This is a genomic window from Chryseobacterium pyrolae (assembly GCF_025153485.1).
GTDB classification, from domain to species: domain Bacteria; phylum Bacteroidota; class Bacteroidia; order Flavobacteriales; family Weeksellaceae; genus Chryseobacterium; species Chryseobacterium antibioticum.
In genome coordinates, this window is record NZ_JANZQH010000001.1 from 302,473 (window position 1) to 319,385 (window position 16,913).

14 protein-coding genes are annotated in these 16,913 nt (G+C 37.1%); 4 read left to right on the forward strand and 10 right to left on the reverse strand.

Annotated features, from left to right (window positions below; genetic code table 11):
- Positions 1-4: 4 nt before the first annotated feature.
- The 4 genes from NZD88_RS01365 to NZD88_RS01380 all read right to left on the reverse strand — a co-directional run bounded on the left by NZD88_RS01365 (position 5) and on the right by NZD88_RS01380 (position 8,231).
- Entirely contained in the window at positions 5-3,742 is a 3,738-nt protein-coding gene (locus NZD88_RS01365; protein WP_259826830.1) for an AAA family ATPase, read from the reverse strand.
- Positions 3,743-3,980: 238 nt separating this feature from the next.
- Positions 3,981-4,979: an exonuclease subunit SbcD gene (gene sbcD, locus NZD88_RS01370; protein ID WP_259826831.1), complete on the reverse strand. Its 999-nt coding sequence runs from the start codon at positions 4,977-4,979 to the stop codon at positions 3,981-3,983.
- Between the two features lie 377 nt (positions 4,980-5,356).
- A complete protein-coding gene (locus NZD88_RS01375; RefSeq protein WP_259826832.1) occupies positions 5,357-5,986 on the reverse strand; it encodes a response regulator transcription factor in 630 nt (209 codons plus the stop codon).
- 7 nt (positions 5,987-5,993) lie between these two features.
- Positions 5,994-8,231: a sensor histidine kinase gene (locus NZD88_RS01380; RefSeq protein ID WP_259826833.1), complete on the reverse strand. Its 2,238-nt coding sequence runs from the start codon at positions 8,229-8,231 to the stop codon at positions 5,994-5,996.
- Positions 8,232-8,658: 427 nt separating this feature from the next.
- Here NZD88_RS01380 and NZD88_RS01385 point away from each other — a divergent pair, with 427 nt between their 5' ends.
- From NZD88_RS01385 to NZD88_RS01400, 4 genes are all read left to right on the forward strand, one after another.
- On the forward strand, positions 8,659-9,429 hold the full coding sequence (locus NZD88_RS01385) for a hypothetical protein (RefSeq protein ID WP_259826835.1): 771 nt from the start codon (positions 8,659-8,661) through the stop codon (positions 9,427-9,429).
- Positions 9,430-9,715: 286 nt separating this feature from the next.
- Positions 9,716-11,254 carry a toxin-antitoxin system YwqK family antitoxin gene (locus NZD88_RS01390; RefSeq protein ID WP_259826837.1) on the forward strand — a complete coding sequence of 513 codons (1,539 nt, stop codon included), beginning with the start codon at positions 9,716-9,718 and terminating at the stop codon, positions 11,252-11,254.
- Positions 11,255-11,400: 146 nt separating this feature from the next.
- Positions 11,401-11,937, forward strand: a complete 537-nt coding sequence (locus NZD88_RS01395) for a hypothetical protein (protein ID WP_259826839.1) — start codon at positions 11,401-11,403, stop codon at positions 11,935-11,937.
- Between the two features lie 24 nt (positions 11,938-11,961).
- Complete coding sequence (locus NZD88_RS01400) at positions 11,962-12,477, forward strand: hypothetical protein (RefSeq protein ID WP_259826840.1); 516 nt, start codon at positions 11,962-11,964, stop codon at positions 12,475-12,477.
- Positions 12,478-12,520: 43 nt separating this feature from the next.
- Here the strand turns inward: NZD88_RS01400 and NZD88_RS01405 are convergent, their stop codons facing one another.
- From NZD88_RS01405 to NZD88_RS01430, 6 genes are all read right to left on the reverse strand, one after another.
- A complete protein-coding gene (locus NZD88_RS01405; protein WP_259826842.1) occupies positions 12,521-13,201 on the reverse strand; it encodes a hypothetical protein in 681 nt (226 codons plus the stop codon).
- A gap of 31 nt (positions 13,202-13,232) precedes the next feature.
- Positions 13,233-13,685: a GNAT family N-acetyltransferase gene (locus NZD88_RS01410; protein WP_259826844.1), complete on the reverse strand. Its 453-nt coding sequence runs from the start codon at positions 13,683-13,685 to the stop codon at positions 13,233-13,235.
- A gap of 183 nt (positions 13,686-13,868) precedes the next feature.
- On the reverse strand, positions 13,869-14,021 hold the full coding sequence (locus NZD88_RS01415) for a bacteriocin-like protein (RefSeq protein WP_259826846.1): 153 nt from the start codon (positions 14,019-14,021) through the stop codon (positions 13,869-13,871).
- A 139-nt stretch (positions 14,022-14,160) separates the two neighbouring features.
- Positions 14,161-14,628, reverse strand: coding sequence for a hypothetical protein (locus NZD88_RS01420; RefSeq protein WP_259826848.1), 468 nt, complete (start codon positions 14,626-14,628; stop codon positions 14,161-14,163).
- 507 nt (positions 14,629-15,135) lie between these two features.
- Positions 15,136-15,609 carry a hypothetical protein gene (locus NZD88_RS01425; protein ID WP_259826851.1) on the reverse strand — a complete coding sequence of 158 codons (474 nt, stop codon included), beginning with the start codon at positions 15,607-15,609 and terminating at the stop codon, positions 15,136-15,138.
- A 2-nt stretch (positions 15,610-15,611) separates the two neighbouring features.
- On the reverse strand, positions 15,612-15,968 hold the full coding sequence (locus NZD88_RS01430; protein ID WP_259826853.1) for a hypothetical protein: 357 nt from the start codon (positions 15,966-15,968) through the stop codon (positions 15,612-15,614).
- Between the last annotated feature and the right edge of the window lie 945 nt (positions 15,969-16,913).

Here is a 16,913-nt window from a genome sequence, read left to right on the forward strand (position 1 = left end):
TATGCTAAATAATAGTACTTACCTCTACTTTACTTTTCCCGCTTTGCTGTTTGCTTACCTTAATCTGTACGGGTATCCTTTCTGTCATTTCCTGTACATGAGAGATAACGCCGACTTTGCGTCCCTGGTTATGAAGCCTTTCCAAAGCGTCCATAGCAACATTGAGGGTGGTGGGATCTAGCGAGCCAAAACCTTCATCAATAAACAGTGATTCAACTTTCATCCTGCTGGACGACAAAGAGGCGAGTCCCAGGGCTAATGCCAGCGAAACCAAAAATGATTCTCCACCCGAAAGCGAATAGACCGTACGTACCTCATCACCCATATCCAGGTCTACTACCTGTAGTCCGAGTGTAGCCGGAATTCGTTCAATTTTATATCGGCTCGTGAGCACTTTCAGATGAATATTGGCATAACCCAGAAGGACATCTAGGGTATATTCCTGAGCAATCTGCCTGAATTTTTTACCATCTGCAGACCCTATAATTTCATTCAGTTTACTCCAGTTTTCGGTAATGGAAGCTTGCGCGTCAATGTTTCTCAAGAGATCCCCGATCTTGTTTTTATTCTCCTTGTCCTGTTGCAGCTGAAAGTTGAGTTCTCCTTTTTTATGATTCCTCTGTTCCGCCTCTGATTGGGCTGCTGAGATCAAAGTATTGAGCTCATCGGGAGTACGTTTGGATACGAACTTTTCTTTATGGATGTCCAGCAATTGTTTCCTTTCGGTGAGGATAGATAGAGCCTTGGTTACTTCATCTTCAATAATGTGTAAAGCATTACGTTCAGTTTCTATCCAATCATTGCTTAATACAAGTAATTCATGGAGTTCTTCTATAGTTAAGGATTGATTATTTCTTTCATTATACTGAGTAAGCCAGTTCTGGATTTTTTGAACAGCGGCTGCTGCTTCAGTTTCCAGCCGGGTTAATAAGCCGATTAATTCCTCTTTTTGGGTATCGGCTTTAGCACTATTGATGCTAAGCTGTTGCTGTGTTTCTTTAAGTTGGTCAAACTGTTTCTGCGCATCGGTTATAGCCTGTTTCAGCAATCTTTCTGCTTCTTCTGCTGGCTTTCCGTAAAAAATTGTATTGCGCTGCAGTTGGGTGTCGCGGTAATTTTTGTTGAGTGCATTAAAAGCTTCTGTCTTTTTGGTAACCTCTGCTATCAAACTTTTGGCTTGGTTTTCTAGCTCCTTTAATGTGGCTTCTAGTGCTCCTTTTGCCCGGATGTTTTGTTCCAGTTTTTCTGTATTTTCTTTCCACTTGTGGGCGAATGTCTCAATACGTTCCACAAATATTTCCGGAGCCGTTTTCCAGTTGTCTATCCAGTCAGAAGCACTGAAATAGGGAGCAAGGGTTTTCTCCACTTCGCTGAGGTCCAATGTGGCCTTATCCAGCTCTTTCATTTTCCCGGCTTCCTGCTCATGAAATAAAGATAGGGTGCTTTTCAGGTCTTTGATCTGCCCGGTAACATGATCAATAATCTCTTTGAGCTGATCGATTTTATTTTTGTCAGCATCCAGCTGTTGTTTTTGGATGGAGTAGGTTTGTATCTGTGCCAGCAGACTTGCCTGTTTGTTTTTAAGTGTCTGTAATTTTTCGCTGATCCAGCCTTCTTTATTTTTATCTTCCATAGAATCACATTCCTTGAGCAGACCAAACTGTTCCCAGGCCAGTTTTTTACTATCCAGGGCATCCTGTTTAGTGGCAATAGTTCCGGCCTGGCTTTGGATGGTTTCCTGAAGTAGGACACACGCCTGTTCCAGTGCAGTATGCTGGCGATATCCCGTGAGATAAATACGCTCCTTTTCCTCATAAGCTTTTTCGAGCTTTGCCAACACATTTTCCAGTTGTGGATGATGTTCCTGGTAAGGATGGCTGATGCTGCCGCATACGGGGCAGGGTTCGTTTTCGGTAAGACCAGCTCTCAGGGTTTCTACACTTTCTGCTGATGCCAGGCGTGCATGCTGTAAAAACTGTTCCGCTGTTTCCTTTTGTGCTTTTTTGAGACTTAGCTGTTGGGTGATATTGTGTAAGGTCTCCTGCTTTGTTTTATAATCAGATTGATCTTTTAATTGTTTGTCCTTCAAAGTCTCAAGCTCAATAAAAGAATGATAAAACAGCTGCCAGCTGGCCTGTGCTTTTAGGGTATTCTCAACATCGTTATCTGCTTCAGCCTTATCCATGTTTAACTTCTCAACCGGAACTAACAGGAGTTCTTTAGCCTGGAGATCGTAAGTTTTCTTTAGATTTTCCCATTCAGGCACATGTTTGTTTAAATTGGTTTCTAATTCTAATTTCTGTGCTTCATTCGTTTTAATTGAATTCCGTACCTGATCCAGCCCGCTTACAGAAGTCTGCTGGATTTCCAAAAGTTTCCGAGCATCCTGAAGTTTAGAGAGAATAATATCTCTGTTTTCAGCAATGGGACTGCGTTCTGTATTTTCTGCTTTCCAGTCTTCTATTGTTTTTACCTGAATAGAAAGGTTATTATATTCAGCTTGCTTTTCTGCCAGTAATTTTTGATGCCTGTTATTGTTTTCTGAAGTATTTTCTGCTTCTTCTCTGGCTTTGGTTAACTGTTCTTTTTTCTCTGAAAGAATCGTGTCCAGTTTCCTGGCTTGCTCCAACATGGGTAGAGCATCGGTAAGGTTTTTATTTTTCTCGGCAAGTTCATTTCCTGAGGTCACAAGCTGATCTTCAAGTTTCTGCTTTTGTGCCTGAAGTGTTGTGATGGTTTCTTTTAACGCAGCAAGGGTTTCTGTTTTCTCCTTTTGTTGCTGCTGTGCATGATTGAGTGCATCTGCCCAGCTTCTGGTCTGCTGCACTTGTTCTGCAACAAGTAGTTTTTGCCTGCGTGGCAAAGCATCTGTTTTAAGGTCAGTTGCATTCTGTAATGTCGTACCTGCCAGATCGTAGTTAGCTTGTAGTCCAGCCAGCTGTTTGTGCCAATCAATTTCCTTTGCCAGATCTTCTATTTCCTTCCCTAAGATCTTAATGGTATCCTCCGAATTGCTTTGTTCTTCCTGCAGCGTTTTTAATTCCTCATCGGTTAAGGTGACAATTCCTTCCTTTCTGAAATTAAGTTCGCGGAGCTGTTGTTCCTGGGATTTATAATTTTCATAAATCTTTTTAGAAATCTCCGAGTAAATATGGGTTCCTGTAAGTTTCTCCAGTAATGAAGATTTTTCGTCCTTATTTGCTTTCATAAAGGCCGTAAAATCACCTTGTGCGAGCAATACAGATCGGGTGAACTGTTCAAAATTTAATCCGATCAGCCGTTCGATTTCTTTTAAGGTTTCGGCTTTTTTACCTGGAACATCTGTGTTGGCTGTAATGTTTTTTAAAATGATTGAATCAGACTGCATGCTGCCTTCTGCTTTGTTTCGGGCTCGCCTTACCGTCCAGATTGCCCTGTAGTTTTGTCCGTCAGTACCTGTAAAATCCACCTCGGCAAATCCCTCCGCTGTTCCGTCCCGTAAAATACTGCGGACATCTCCCTGGCTGAGCGTGCTTCCCTGTACATCATAGATTTCTATTCCTGTTTCCTTCGCCTGCAGGTATCTCGGTGTTTTACCATACAAGGCAAGGCAGAGCGCATCTAACAAAGTTGATTTGCCAGCTCCTGTAGCTCCCGTAATTGCGAAAATTCCTGCCGAACGCAAAGGCTCAGTGGTAAAGTCAATTTCGGTATTTCCTTCTAAAGAGGCCAGGTTTCTTATACGTATCGCGAGTATCTTCATTTTATTCGGCAGTTTGATTTACTTCCTCTGCGGCCTGCTTAAAAAGCTTCAACATTGCCTCGGGAACTTCTGTATTGTATCTGGAATGATATACCTTTCCAAATACATCTAACGGTTGTAGTTCACTGAGTTTTTCCTGGGTAATAAATTCAGGATCTTCTTTTGTTGATGGAGGATATTTGGTATCAATTTTGGCGAGTCTTACATTTTTACCCGTTATTGCGGCCTCAATTTTATGTCATAAAGCAGGTTCAGGACCTTCAAGCAGGACCTTGACTTCGAGATAGGGAACGGTTTCCCGTTTACCTTCGGTATTGGGTAGTTGCTCCAATAACGTAATGACTTCATGCAGTGGTTGGTGATTAGCTGGAATTCTCTGAAGCGGTACAAATAGAGGAATCTCTACTGATTTTAGGTTGTTTATTTCTTCATCGAGTTCAAAAACAATCACCTGGTGCTTATAGTTAAGTTCGGAAAATGACATAGGTAGCGGACTTCCGGAATAACGGATATGTTCTTTTCCTCCGACTTTTTGTGCTTTATGGATGTGTCCAAGTGCGACATACTTAAGGTCTTGAGGAAAAGCCGTTGCAGGAAGACATTCTACACCTCCCATAATCAGCCTTTCAGTTTTATCCATATCGGTTATCTCTGCATGATGCGTATGAAGGTGTCCCATAGCAATCAACGTCTGTCCTTCTTCTCTTTTCCGGCTAGCATATTCAAATGCTTCTTTGTATAATGAAGTTACGCCTTCTGTATAAGGATTTTCACTGCCCGGTATCGAAGGGTAGTCGCCCATTCGTAGAAAAGGAACAGCAAGGCACCAGATTTTGGTGCTTCCCGAGGCATCCTTTATCGGGATAAGCAGCTTTTCATAGTCTATATTTCCTTCTGTATCTTTTTCAACCCATCCGACAATATGCACATTGGAAGATTCCAGCAAAGGCTTAGGGGCTTCCAAACGGGAAGCTGAATCGTGATTGCCGGCAGTGATGATGATCTGTAAATCCTTATTTCCCTTAGTTGCCTTGTTCAGGAATGTATAAAACATTTTTATTGAGGCGGCAGAAGGGTTGGAAATATCAAAAACATCCCCACTGATCAGTAAAATATCAATGTTTTCATGGCCTAAGGTCTGAAGCAGCCAGTCCAGGAACTGCTGATGCTCATACGTACGGTCGTATTCGTGAAATAGCTGGCCTATATGCCAGTCGGCGGTATGGAGAACTTTCATAACAGATGAAAATAATTTGGGATGCGTTTAATTACAGGCTTTAATATGATCAAAGGGGAGCTTCAATAAGGATCATCCGATGTCACATTATTCCTTTGTCAAAAATATTAATATTAAAATGAAAAAATTTATGGAAAACCATATTTCTGGTCTGTTTTAGTGGGATCGTTAAAAGTTTTTGTTTTCTTCTGATCAATACTGCTGAAAATAGGGGATGAGGTTTGAGCAGGGAAAGATTATTTTAAACATCCTTGGCAAGGTTTTAAATCTTGCCAAGGATCGCAGGGAAAATTAGTTTCTAATCTTTTTTCCAGCTGCATACGATCAGCTTTTTAAACCAGGTTAGCTTAAATTCGATAATTTTATAGATTTCCTTATTATAGACGGACTAATCCGTATTCCATTGCCAATTTTATGGCAGTGCTTAAGTTAGAGGTTTTGAATTTAACAATCAGATTTTTACGGTGACTTTCTACTGTATGCGGGCTAATGCATAATTTATCCGCTATTTGAATGGTTGTAAGACCTAATGATGCTTCCATTAAAATTTCCTTTTCCCTACGGGTTAATTTAGGGACTGCATTTAATCCGGAATTCGTTTTCATTTCTACAACCCTTTTTGTTTGATCACATAAAAACTTCTCGCCCTTAAGTATCGTCTGTATTCCTAGGATGATTTCTGTGACCAAAGCATTCTTCTGGATGTATCCCATAGCGCCTTCTTCCAGGGTACTATTGATGACTGCAAACTCATTGTGCACACTCAACATGATGATCTGAGTACCAGGATATTTTTTTAATATAGGTTTAATCAAATCGATACTGTTGCCGTCGGACAGATTAATATCCAGTAACAACACATCTAAAATCTGGCTTTCTAATCCTGTAAAAAGCTCACTTGAAGAAGAGTAGCAACCTACTACGGCAAAATTCTCCTGTTGGGAAAGAATATTTTTTAAGCCTTCCAGTAATAATGGGTGATCATCGGTTATCGCAATTTTAATCATGGTTTGTTTATTTGGGAAATTTTATTTCAATATTGGTTCCTATATTAATCTGGGATTCTATTTGTAAGGTACCTTTCAGGAACTCAACGCGTGAACGGATATTATGAAATCCTGCAGAATGTAAATGATTCAAAATATTGATGTCAAATCCCTTTCCGTCATCCTCCACAATAATAACATAATCGGATTCATTTTCGATGAACTGAATAATGATTTGCTCTGCAGAAGCATGTTTTACAGCATTATTGACCAATTCCTGAACAATCCTGTACACCAATAACTGACTTTCCAGAGGCAGCTGATTTGAATAATATAAAAACTGAACATCAACATCCAGATTCGGGGTAGCCATTCGCGAAACATATTCCATCAATGTTTCCTGAAGCCCATACTTCAGCAGCAGATCCGGCATCAGATTATGCGCAACGCGACGAAGTTCGTCCACTGCAATATCGATCTGCGCCATTGATCTCTCTATTTGCGGCTGATGGTGATCATTAGATTTATCTTTTAATAAAAATAGATTCATCTTGGTTCCGGAAAGCAAACTTCCGAGGCCATCGTGCAGATCCCGGGCTATTCTTCCCCGTTCCTGTTCCTGACCTTCCAGCATCAACGTAAGGTTGGATATTTTTGAATTCTGTATCACCTTTTCCATTTCAAGAAGATGTAGTTTTTCTTTTTGCCTGATGCCTTTTGTTCTCTGAAAATAGGCATACAGCAGCAGCATGAGCAGTAAAGAAACAGAGGCCGTCAAACCTATATAAAATGTATTGATTTTCTCCTTATAGTCAACCCGGGCTTTATAGAGATCTACTTCCCGTTTTCTATTAAAGGATTCCAGTTGTGATAAACGAAGCTCCTGGGCTTTTTTACTGTTTTCTATTTCAGTAAATTCCAGTTTTCTAAACTGATTCTCTTTCGATAATTCAAGATTCTCCAGTTTCTGAGCCTGCTGCAGACTATGCCAGCTCATTTCCTTAAGCCGCTGTTCCTGCTTTTCAGAGGCTAACTGTAACCGGAGCAATTGCTGCTTTTGCTTCTCCCTTTCGTATTGAATCTCCAGTTTTTTACCCAAGGCAGCATTTTTTTGATCATAAATTTGTTTAAAGGTTTCTATATATTTCTTTTGGTAAAATATCGCTTCTTTAAAATTATTTTCATTTTGAAATAACTGGGAGAGATTTTCAAAAATAGACAGTTTGATATTCGGATCAGTGACCTTGTCATATTCTGATTCTGCAAGTGCCGTCATCAGATAGTTTTTCGCTTCTTCCTGATGACCATTTTGTAAAGCTATTTCTGCAAGAAGACCATTGGCAGAGGCTACATGATCATGATTTCCTGTAGCAATACCTTGGGTTTTTGCTAAATTGGCATAATACAACACCTTGTCTTTGTAGGATTCAGGGAAATAATTTAAATATAAATTAGCCAGATTGATCGCTACAAAAGAAAGGTTGGAAGGGATAGGCATATGAGCCTTATTGGCTTTATAGGTATCTACTGCTTTGATATAGTAAGACTCGGCTTGGTCGATAAAAGCTTTATTGGTGGTAGACTCATAGCGTTTCTCATACATATAGCCCATGGCCATATAAGAATCAAACAAATTCATGGGATCTTTCTGCTGTAAGGCAATTTCCAATGATAACTTACTGTACTTTTCCTGCAGCTGATACTCATTCCAGTCAGCATAAATACTGTTTAATTCCCGGTATACCGATGCTTTTCTATTATTTAAGCTTTCAGAATTGGGTGCTTTTTCATACATCGACAGGGCTTTTAAAAAATAGCGAACCGCCTCGGCTCCTTTATTATTACGGGCGCGGATCCAGCCAATTCCATAGGCTACATATCCTTTTGTTTCCTGATCTTTTGTTCTTGCTTCGTAAAACTGGGCGAGTCTGGAAGCATTTTCATAGGCTTTGACATTGTCCAGCAATCTGTAGTTGATCGCAGCAATAATATATAAATAGGCAGCATATTTTCCATCCGCTTCCTTTTTGGCATAAGCAATATTTTCATCTAAAATGACAAAAGCTTTATCCTCCTGTTGATTAAAGAAAAGAGCTTGTGCATATTTTCCGGTCATCATCATTCGTTGGGTACTTCCCGGTTTGTATTTTTTGTACAGCTGCTCAGGGCTATTGGGGATTTCCTGGGCGGATGCTGCATGACCAGCTAAGACCAGACATAAAAAGAGAATAGGGAAACGTAAAAAAGGAAAAAAATTGATCCGCATTTTTCAGGTGGTAAAGAAGGCAAAGTTATTACTTTGCTATTTCTCACTGGTTATGTTTCATATTGAATTTAAATAATATTACCATGTGTACTATCGAAGATAAGCCACTTTATAGGTAAAAGCCAAAACTCGTTATTCTTATTCAATTTTTCAATCCCTGTTTTCAGCTAATTTCAGGGATGAAACTATAGTGAATAAATTGGCTGAAAACAGGGATGTTTTGTAATGGTTTTTTTTTACAAATTTGCCTTTAGTAATTGTGGAGACAAAATAGATCATCATTTAAAACTACAGCTGCAGAAAAAATAGAATCAAAAAGGGGATGAAATGAGCTGGAATTTTGATTCAGAAGGTATGCTCATCCTAAGTATAGCATAAACAAGAGAACAAGACAATGAAGAAATTAATTTTTATTTTTTTACCCTTAATGATAATTTCCTGCCAGGATAAAAAGCAGGAAACAAAAAATAAAATAATACATCCTCAGGAGCAGATTCAATCCAATAAAAAATCAACAGATCCGAAGCTGGATCCGGTTGAAGAGACCACGGGAACTTTCAGTATTCTTCTCCCTAAAGAATATCGGGATTTTGGAAAAGAAAATGAAGTCAATGAACTTGCAAAGGACTGGCTGGATTTATATCAAAAGGACGGAAAGTATTATTTTGGTAGAGCTGATTATACCATTACAAGAGGGTATTCTGAATGTTCAGGAGATTCTACGAAAGTAATTAATTCTAAAAATAATACCCTTTTACTGATAGGCAGTTCACGATTGACACAAGGTGAAATAAAGACGGTTAAAATTGTGAAAAATAAAATATGGCCAAAGGAAAAGTTAAAATTTCATTTTGGAAATGAAGACTATACTTTGCGTGCAGAAGGAAAAGTACTTTCATCTGAAAAAGTGCACACCGATGAAGGGGAGGAACTCTATCAGAATGTAAAAGATTATAAACTCTACATCTCTGCAAATAATTCTCAGGAAACATTGTTTTTAGAGGAAGAATCATTTAACGATACTTTTGTGGAATTACTTTTCATAGGAGATATGGATAAAGATGGAAAACCTGACTTTATTTTTGGCGCCAACAGAGATTATGAAGAGGAACGAGTGATTTTATATCTTTCTTCTCAGGCAAAAAAAGGAAAACTGATTAAAAAAGCAGCAGAAGTTGCGATTCAATTTGATTGCTAAAACAAGGAGCATATTTCAAGTTCATAGTACTGAATAACCTCTTTTTAAATTAAGATCTGTAATACTCATGCATACATTTCCCTATTGTAATTTTATTTCGAAACTGTAATAGCACAAATTAGCTGAAAACAGGGATTTTATGCCATTATGATTTTACAGATCTTTGTTTCTGTCATTTCAGAATACAAAAAAACACAATGATGAAATTTTTCTGTCTGTTGGAAAAACAGACGATAAAATGATGAGGAGATTAACTGAAATTACCTATCTAAACCTTTTTTTAAACATGAAAAAATTATTCACATCAGCGGTTCTCGCCCTGATCATAAGCATTCACGCAGGTGCACAGGAAAAAATCTATTTTGATGAAAACTGGGAGAAAACTACTCAGAGCAAAATGGAATTTTATCGGGAAACAGAGCATAAAGGGAAACTTACTTTAATCAGGGATTTTTATAAAAATGGAAAGCTTCAAATGGAAGGTCTCGTTTCAGATGCTACGCCGGGAAGTGAAATCTATGAGGGTAAAATTACCTGGTACAATGCTGATGGTAAAATATCGAGTACGGGGACATTTTCCGGAGGTACCCAGGTTGGCCCGGCTAAGTCTTTTGATGAGCAGGGAAGAGTTTTGGAGGATTTGATTTATAAAGCGGATGGTACTTTTACAGGCACAATCTACAACTATAAAAATCCGGAAGAAATGTCTTATAATAACACGGTTACCACTTATGAAACTCCCGATAGTTTCAAATCAGTTGTCTATGATGAAGATAGTAAAGGAATCCGTTATGAAACCGTGAGCGACAGCAAAACAGGACTGTTTGAAACTAAATTTTATGGCGAAAAAGGAAAATATATTGGCGCCAACAGCTCAGGAACTTCCGGAGATAAGGTGACGGTAGAGTATTATCAGGATCCGATGAAGGTTTCCAAAATTGAAAAACAAAATAAAGACGGAATCGTAACAGAAAGTGTCATCTACTCCAAAAAAGGGGGAATTCTGCAGGAAGAAAAGAAAAACAAAAAAGGAGGCTATCAAAAAACGTATGACGAAACGGGTAAGCAAATAGGGAACCTTACCTTTATTTATGATAAGGAAACTGAGTATTACCAGCCACAGGACGGTGAGGATTATCAGTTCAATTATGATTTTTCCGGTTTCACCTCTATTGATGTTTATAAAAACGGGTCTGTAGTTCTGAATAAATATTTTGATGAAGATGGAAAATTATCTTCCGAGCAGGTATTAAAAGATGAAATAACCCAGGAGATCAGATATTACCATCCGGACGGAAAACCAAAAGGGGCGGTGACTTATAAAGATGATATGCCTTATCATGGTACGCTGTACGAGGGATTGATCGAACAGCATTATAAAGACGGTGTTTTAGTGTACTCGAAGTCTTTAAGACTGGAAGGTGGTTTAAAAACGGAAACGAAAATTAATGCGGATCAGACCGGATACAATTCTACCGTTTATGATGAAAAGGGAGCTGTTGCCTATACCTACAGCCAACCGGTTGAACAGGAGAGTGGGTTTACAGCGCAGATTGTGCAATATGCCAAAGGGAAGGCTGTCAATAAAGCGGTTGTAAAAGACGGTGTCCTTCAAAGTGGAAAACTTAAATACAAATCTGAATATGGTTTCAAAGAACTGGAGCGCAACGGAAAATGGGTTTTGGTCAAAATTTTTAACCCCGAAGGGAAATTACTTCAGGAATCTAAAATCCTTGCAGAAACGGAAGAGACTGATCTTTATAGTCCATTAAATACGTTGATCACAGAAGCTGATCTTCAGTATGAATTTTATGAATCTTTATAAGTATGTTGGTTGAGCATTAACCATCAAAGAATCAATATCCCACAGAATATTTGCAATAGTTCTGTACTTTTTGAAACCATGCCTGAACCAACATCACTAGGATACATAATAAGCTCTTAATTCTATCGCTTTTAGCTGCCCTGTCCATGGTAAGCTGTCAAAACGAGAAAAAAGAACAACCCAAAAACGAAATAACCGGAAAACCATCCCATCATAAAAAAGCCAGCCAACCGCAGGAAAGTCATTTACCAAATCCAAATTTAAATACGAAGGACATCAACGTTTTATCACAAAAACACAGTCCCAATTCAATTTCCTGCGATTTGGATGGAGACCATTTACCGGACACCGTCAACATTGTTCAAAACACAGAAAATAAAAAATACGGTTTGGAAATTATTTTCGGGAATAAAAAAGTGGAATATCTGGGAATGGGCAAAGAGATTTTAGGTCAGGGATTTGATGACTTAGACTGGGTTGGAGTTTTTGAAAAAGCACCCAAAGGCGAAATCTACTGGAATAACGTCAATGAAAATGGAGATATCATGAGCGATGAAGAAGTAAAAGAAGCCGATAAAATAAGACTGCCCCACGACGGAATTTTTATTCATCAGGAGGAAGCTTGTGGCGGCGGCGTCATCTATTTGAAAGACGGAAAATTTGACTGGATACAACAGGAGTAGGGTAGATCTTGATCAATACCATCTATGGGTTTTTATAAGCTGGCTATCAGAAAACCGACAACCTTAAAAACCAACTACAATTTGAAGATCAATTATTTCATTCTGCTGTATATTTTATGCATTCCATTAGGATATGATTTTTCTCTATCTGCTGATGGCAACTTTTCCACTTCCCAGACAATATGTTTTATTATTGCCCTATTAATGACTATTTATGGAGGATTTCTTAATGCGAAATATCAAATGAAATACCGGTCTGTTCTTTGGATATTCTTCGTCAATCTATTATTAGTATCGGGGTATATTATTTCAAATGGAGGCACTGGAAATACTTCTCTATTCGGTGGCAATGATTGGGCATTAGGATTTTTCCTGATGGAGTATTGGCTTAATATGCACTGGACTTATTTAGCTTTTATAAATCTTCCATTGTTCAGCAGTGATTTTACCTTCTTATTGATTGGGATGTGCAGTTCTTTTCTGTTTCCGTCGATTGGCTTTTTGATGGGAAAAATTTGGTACAGAAGACAAACAGTATGACGTAAAGAAAATAGGATAACTGGTCCTTTTAAGTATCCTTACCTTAATAATATTCAAATTCTCTTTCTATTTTTTGCTGTAAAATTCCATGATCATCAAACAATTCTTCATAAACGGAATTGGCATGTGAGTCAATTTTTACGTTTTTATAAATGATTCTGGATTTTTTCTGAGTGATTAAATCCTCAAAAAGCATTTCATTTTTTACGGCATTGATGTACGTATAAATAATGGCATTCTTAATGGGTTTTCCATTAAAAATTCCGGTTTCTTCTGTTTTTATGAGGCGGTTATTTTTGTCAAAATAAAATAACTTGTTGAGCGACATAGAGGGAGTGTCAGAATTTGAAACTCTTTTATACAAAGAATCGGAAATTTTTTCAAAATAGCCTTTTGCTTGTATCTTCTTACTTCCAGGATTAGTGGTTTCGAAATAGCGTTTCGCTTTATCCTTTGAATCATAGGTAATAAGGTCACTTATCAATCTTTTATCAGGAAATCCGCTTTGGGTTGCATTATAGCGCTCAGTTTTTGTCAGAAAACCATCTTTATCAAAATAATACATACTTTTGTTTATGTTCTGGGGTGAAAAAGTGATGATCTCTGTAATTTTTTTGGGATGCCCGGAATAGTTAGAAAATTTCAGATCATTAATGATTGATTTTTCCTGACCGCTTACAAGGGTATATAGTACAATCAATAGATAGCTAAGTATTATTTTCATATTTAATTGTTATTGTTTTCTGAAATTTCTGCTAACGCTCAGTTACATCCATGATCATAGTGTATTTATCAATTCCTTTACTAAATCCATCCTGTACGATTTCTACCGTTCTGAAACCATTCATTTTATAAAATTCCGCGGTATGTTGTGAGGTTTCAATTTTGTACGGCAGGGAAGGGTAGCTCTTTTTTAACAAATCAAGCCTATATTGGGTAAATGCTTTTCCTATTCCTTTTCCATGATGGTCGGCATGAACCATTCCCCAGGATAATCCTGCCACATTATTCTTGGTATCTAAAAAAAATCCACCACATCCTACTACGTGGCCATCAATTTTCACTACGAAGTAGTTCTCTTCGGTATCATCATCCAGAAAGCTTTCAAAAAGTTGCAATTCTTCGATAGCAAAAAATTTAGGCAAATTACTCCTGAAGATTTGGAGGCAATCTTCTCTGAAAATTTTTGTATAATTGATGATTTTCATAAATATTTGTTGAGTAGTACCAAGATACAGCAAATTTTAATTATTACAATTTTGTTGTACGATTGAAAACTTAATAACTGGTGGGTAGAATTCAGTAGTTCAAAGACCAAGCCTTTGAACCATAAAAAAAGACCGTCTAAGGGACAGTCTTAATAAAGGTTTTCAAAGAAATAATATAAGTCATTAAATACAAATCTCTCCGTTAGCAACGCAGTAATAAGGTTGACGCGGAATGCAGCATTTTCTATACCCCGTTAAACAGTTTTGAAGGCATACTTCGATTCCACCATTAATGGAAATAAGTTTTTCTCTGGAAAGTTTTTTCAAATTTTTCATGTGTATTCTTTTTTTTGTGATTATGTACGTTAAAAAAACGTTCTAAAAAGATACTATAAAATTTGATATGATTTGAATATTAACTAAAATATTTTTTTATTCGGGGAACTAAAATAATTACGGGAAAAATTTTAAAAAATTAGCGCAGAAGAGACCAGATGCCAACAGCAATTCCTGCATAAACAGTAACCGTAATAATATCAGCTATGGGTTGTGAAAAGCGTTTTTCTGCAATTTTCTCGCCATTGATCTGGTTCTTGTGGAATTTCAGAATTTTTTTAGGATTACTAATCGGGTGAGCAACAAGACTATCCCTTTCCCACTTGTCAACTATGATTTTATAGGACTTGCCATCAACGTCAATTTTGAATTTTTTATTTGGAGCAAGTGTCTCTTGAACATTGATCGGAACAGGTGTTTGTTGTACGTTTATTTGGGATTCAGCGGTTGTGCTTTTCATTTGCGCGGAAGTATTATTAGCAAGAGCGGCTCTGTTTTTAGAGTTTTCCTTATTGTCGGTCGCCGGATCCACCTGCTTTTTTACCTGGTACGTATAGCAGCTGGTAAGAGAAAATAATATAATGATGAGATAAAGATTCTTTTGCATGAGCCAAATTTAAGAATTAAACGGAATATTTAGAAATTTCTTGTAAAAGATCCTGTTTTAAAAAAAAATCCCGTTGCGTAAAGTCTCCTGACTTTGAAGAAGTAAATAAAAACAATTCCTTAAAATAGGCTCCAAAGTCAGGAGACTTCGGAGTGTGGATGTTCGATAATTTTACTTCATGGCTTTAGTAAACTGTGGGGCAAAAAGTAAACCTTATTTCTTAGAGGAAAATAAAAAGTATGTACAGTGAAAATCCCCAATATTATTCGAGGATTTTGTTTTATAATTGAGAATTTTTATTCTTTTTCATCTTCAACATGAACGTAGACACCTTAAGTCTGCATTCCCAGAACCATTCCCAATAGGTGCTGTCCTGATAAAATCTTCATTACACGTTACAAACGTAAATAACCCAATTTGAGCAGTAATGGAATTTTTTATTTTATTAAAAATTCAAGTTTTTTTTTCAGGATAAATAGAAAAAAAAGAGCGTATGATCTCTTTTTCTTATTGGTAAATATATTGTGCCATGAACCCTAGGTCTATAAATGTTAGACTTTGTAAACCTGGCATTGTTATTTTCCATCCGTTAGGTGTTGGAACCTGAGTAAAATATGTACAACTTGTTCCTGCCATCCCCGCAAAATTACTTATTGTAGTATAAAATCTCATGCCTCTAAATACTACATCCGCTGTAGTACTGCATACCGGCGTTGGAGATGAACCACATACATATGCATGTGTAAGTTGGTTAGCTGGAACTACAACACCAGTATTCATATTTGTAAGAACATTTGAACTTGACAGTTTCAACGGAATCATGTCTCCATCGTAACAACCCATTCCATTAGTTGGACTTGAATAATAAACAAATAAACCTCCTACGTCGTAACTTCCAAAATTATAATAAAAGGTTGGGACTGCCATTGCAAAATTAACTGCGCCAAATACAAGCGCAACTGATAAAAACATCTTTTTCATAATTATTTTTTTAAGTTAAATGCTGTAAGTATAATAGTTTTGTAATCGTTGCCAAATTTATTAATGGCATCTTCCGTATATCCATTTTCCATAAGAAGCTGTTTGCATCTTGGCAGTAATTTCATTGCCATATCTTTTTGCACTTCCTCCTTAGTTAAGCCGGAAACAGAGGAATGATAATCCTTTGTTGTAAAATGTTTGAGAAGATTATCGATTTCTTGCTGAGTTTTGCTTACAGACTTCTTCGATGTTACCACCTGATTCTGGTCTTGAACTTCCTTTTCTTGATGTTGATCGTTTGAGCAACTAGTAAAAACTAGTGTAGTTGCACAAATTAATGTAAAAAGTAATTTTTTCATAAAAAAATATAATTTGGTGTTAATAAAGTGAAGATAATGCATATTGTCGGAATATAAACGTTGTTTATTAACTTTATTCTTAATATTTTACAAAAATAATGTCATGTAAAAGTTGATTGTTTTAAAATTGTTTGACTTCTAATTTATCGTCGTAATCTCTTCGTTTTACTAACCTCGCTACCGTACGATTAAATCGTGTGGCTTTTAATTCCCAAGACTTTCTCAAGAAGTTTTTTATAAAAACATAATTATTTGGGCGTCTATGACAATCTGCCGGAGAGAAATGTCATTAGTCCGTACATTCATTTGACTAAAATGCTGGATGCGGCACATTCTTGAAAGGAGAGGGAAGAAACTCAATGTAACTAACAAATAAAAATTTCATTGACGCAAAGGGTTACTATAATTATGCATAGAGTAGGAGGCAAAGAAGGAATCAATCCTTGATTGCTTCGATAAAGCGAACGTTTTACGAGGCTACTTCATCAGCGGAGAATCTGCAACCTTTTGCTTTCCTTACAATCATAAGGCCTTATAAAACCTTTGCGTTAAAAAAAATAAACTTGATCTACTTTCCAGCTTCACCCTGGATCCAAAAAGCTATTTCCGCAAAGTTGAAAGAATCGGGCAATAAAAACGGCAGGATGATCTTCAAATACTTTTTTAGAAAATCTGGGTGTTATAAGGCAGGGTATTCCCATAGTTCCAAAAAAATCAAATTGGCATTTTTGGTCTCTAAAAATGCAGAGGTACCACAAATAAGCAAAAAGACAGTATTTTTTGATCAACTATTTGATGGATTCACAATAAAAATATACTTTTGCAGCCAACAGCATGAAATCTTGATGGATGGACGTGTTGTTTTACTTAAAAAAACTAAAAACCAAACTAAACTTGAAAACTAATTAAACTATGAAAATAAACAAAACTACACAGTAATTCTAC

Excerpts from the sequence above, each read along its gene's own strand:
- NZD88_RS01420 (WP_259826848.1), bottom strand. The coding sequence starts at position 14,628 with ATGCAAAAGAATCTTTATCTCATCATTATATTATTTTCTCTTACCAGC.
- NZD88_RS01375 (WP_259826832.1), bottom strand. The coding sequence starts at position 5,986 with ATGATTAAAATTGCGATAACCGATGATCACCCATTATTACTGGAAGGC.
- NZD88_RS01415 (WP_259826846.1), bottom strand. The coding sequence starts at position 14,021 with ATGAAAAATTTGAAAAAACTTTCCAGAGAAAAACTTATTTCCATTAAT.
- NZD88_RS01425 (WP_259826851.1), bottom strand. The coding sequence starts at position 15,609 with ATGAAAAAGATGTTTTTATCAGTTGCGCTTGTATTTGGCGCAGTTAAT.
- NZD88_RS01390 (WP_259826837.1), top strand. The coding sequence starts at position 9,716 with ATGAAAAAATTATTCACATCAGCGGTTCTCGCCCTGATCATAAGCATT.
- NZD88_RS01380 (WP_259826833.1), bottom strand. The coding sequence starts at position 8,231 with ATGCGGATCAATTTTTTTCCTTTTTTACGTTTCCCTATTCTCTTTTTA.
- NZD88_RS01410 (WP_259826844.1), bottom strand. The coding sequence starts at position 13,685 with ATGAAAATCATCAATTATACAAAAATTTTCAGAGAAGATTGCCTCCAA.
- NZD88_RS01365 (WP_259826830.1), bottom strand. The coding sequence starts at position 3,742 with ATGAAGATACTCGCGATACGTATAAGAAACCTGGCCTCTTTAGAAGGA.
- NZD88_RS01400 (WP_259826840.1), top strand. The coding sequence starts at position 11,962 with ATGGGTTTTTATAAGCTGGCTATCAGAAAACCGACAACCTTAAAAACC.
- NZD88_RS01385 (WP_259826835.1), top strand. The coding sequence starts at position 8,659 with ATGATAATTTCCTGCCAGGATAAAAAGCAGGAAACAAAAAATAAAATA.
- NZD88_RS01405 (WP_259826842.1), bottom strand. The coding sequence starts at position 13,201 with ATGAAAATAATACTTAGCTATCTATTGATTGTACTATATACCCTTGTA.
- NZD88_RS01430 (WP_259826853.1), bottom strand. The coding sequence starts at position 15,968 with ATGAAAAAATTACTTTTTACATTAATTTGTGCAACTACACTAGTTTTT.
- sbcD (WP_259826831.1), bottom strand. The coding sequence starts at position 4,979 with ATGAAAGTTCTCCATACCGCCGACTGGCATATAGGCCAGCTATTTCAC.
- NZD88_RS01395 (WP_259826839.1), top strand. The coding sequence starts at position 11,401 with ATGGTAAGCTGTCAAAACGAGAAAAAAGAACAACCCAAAAACGAAATA.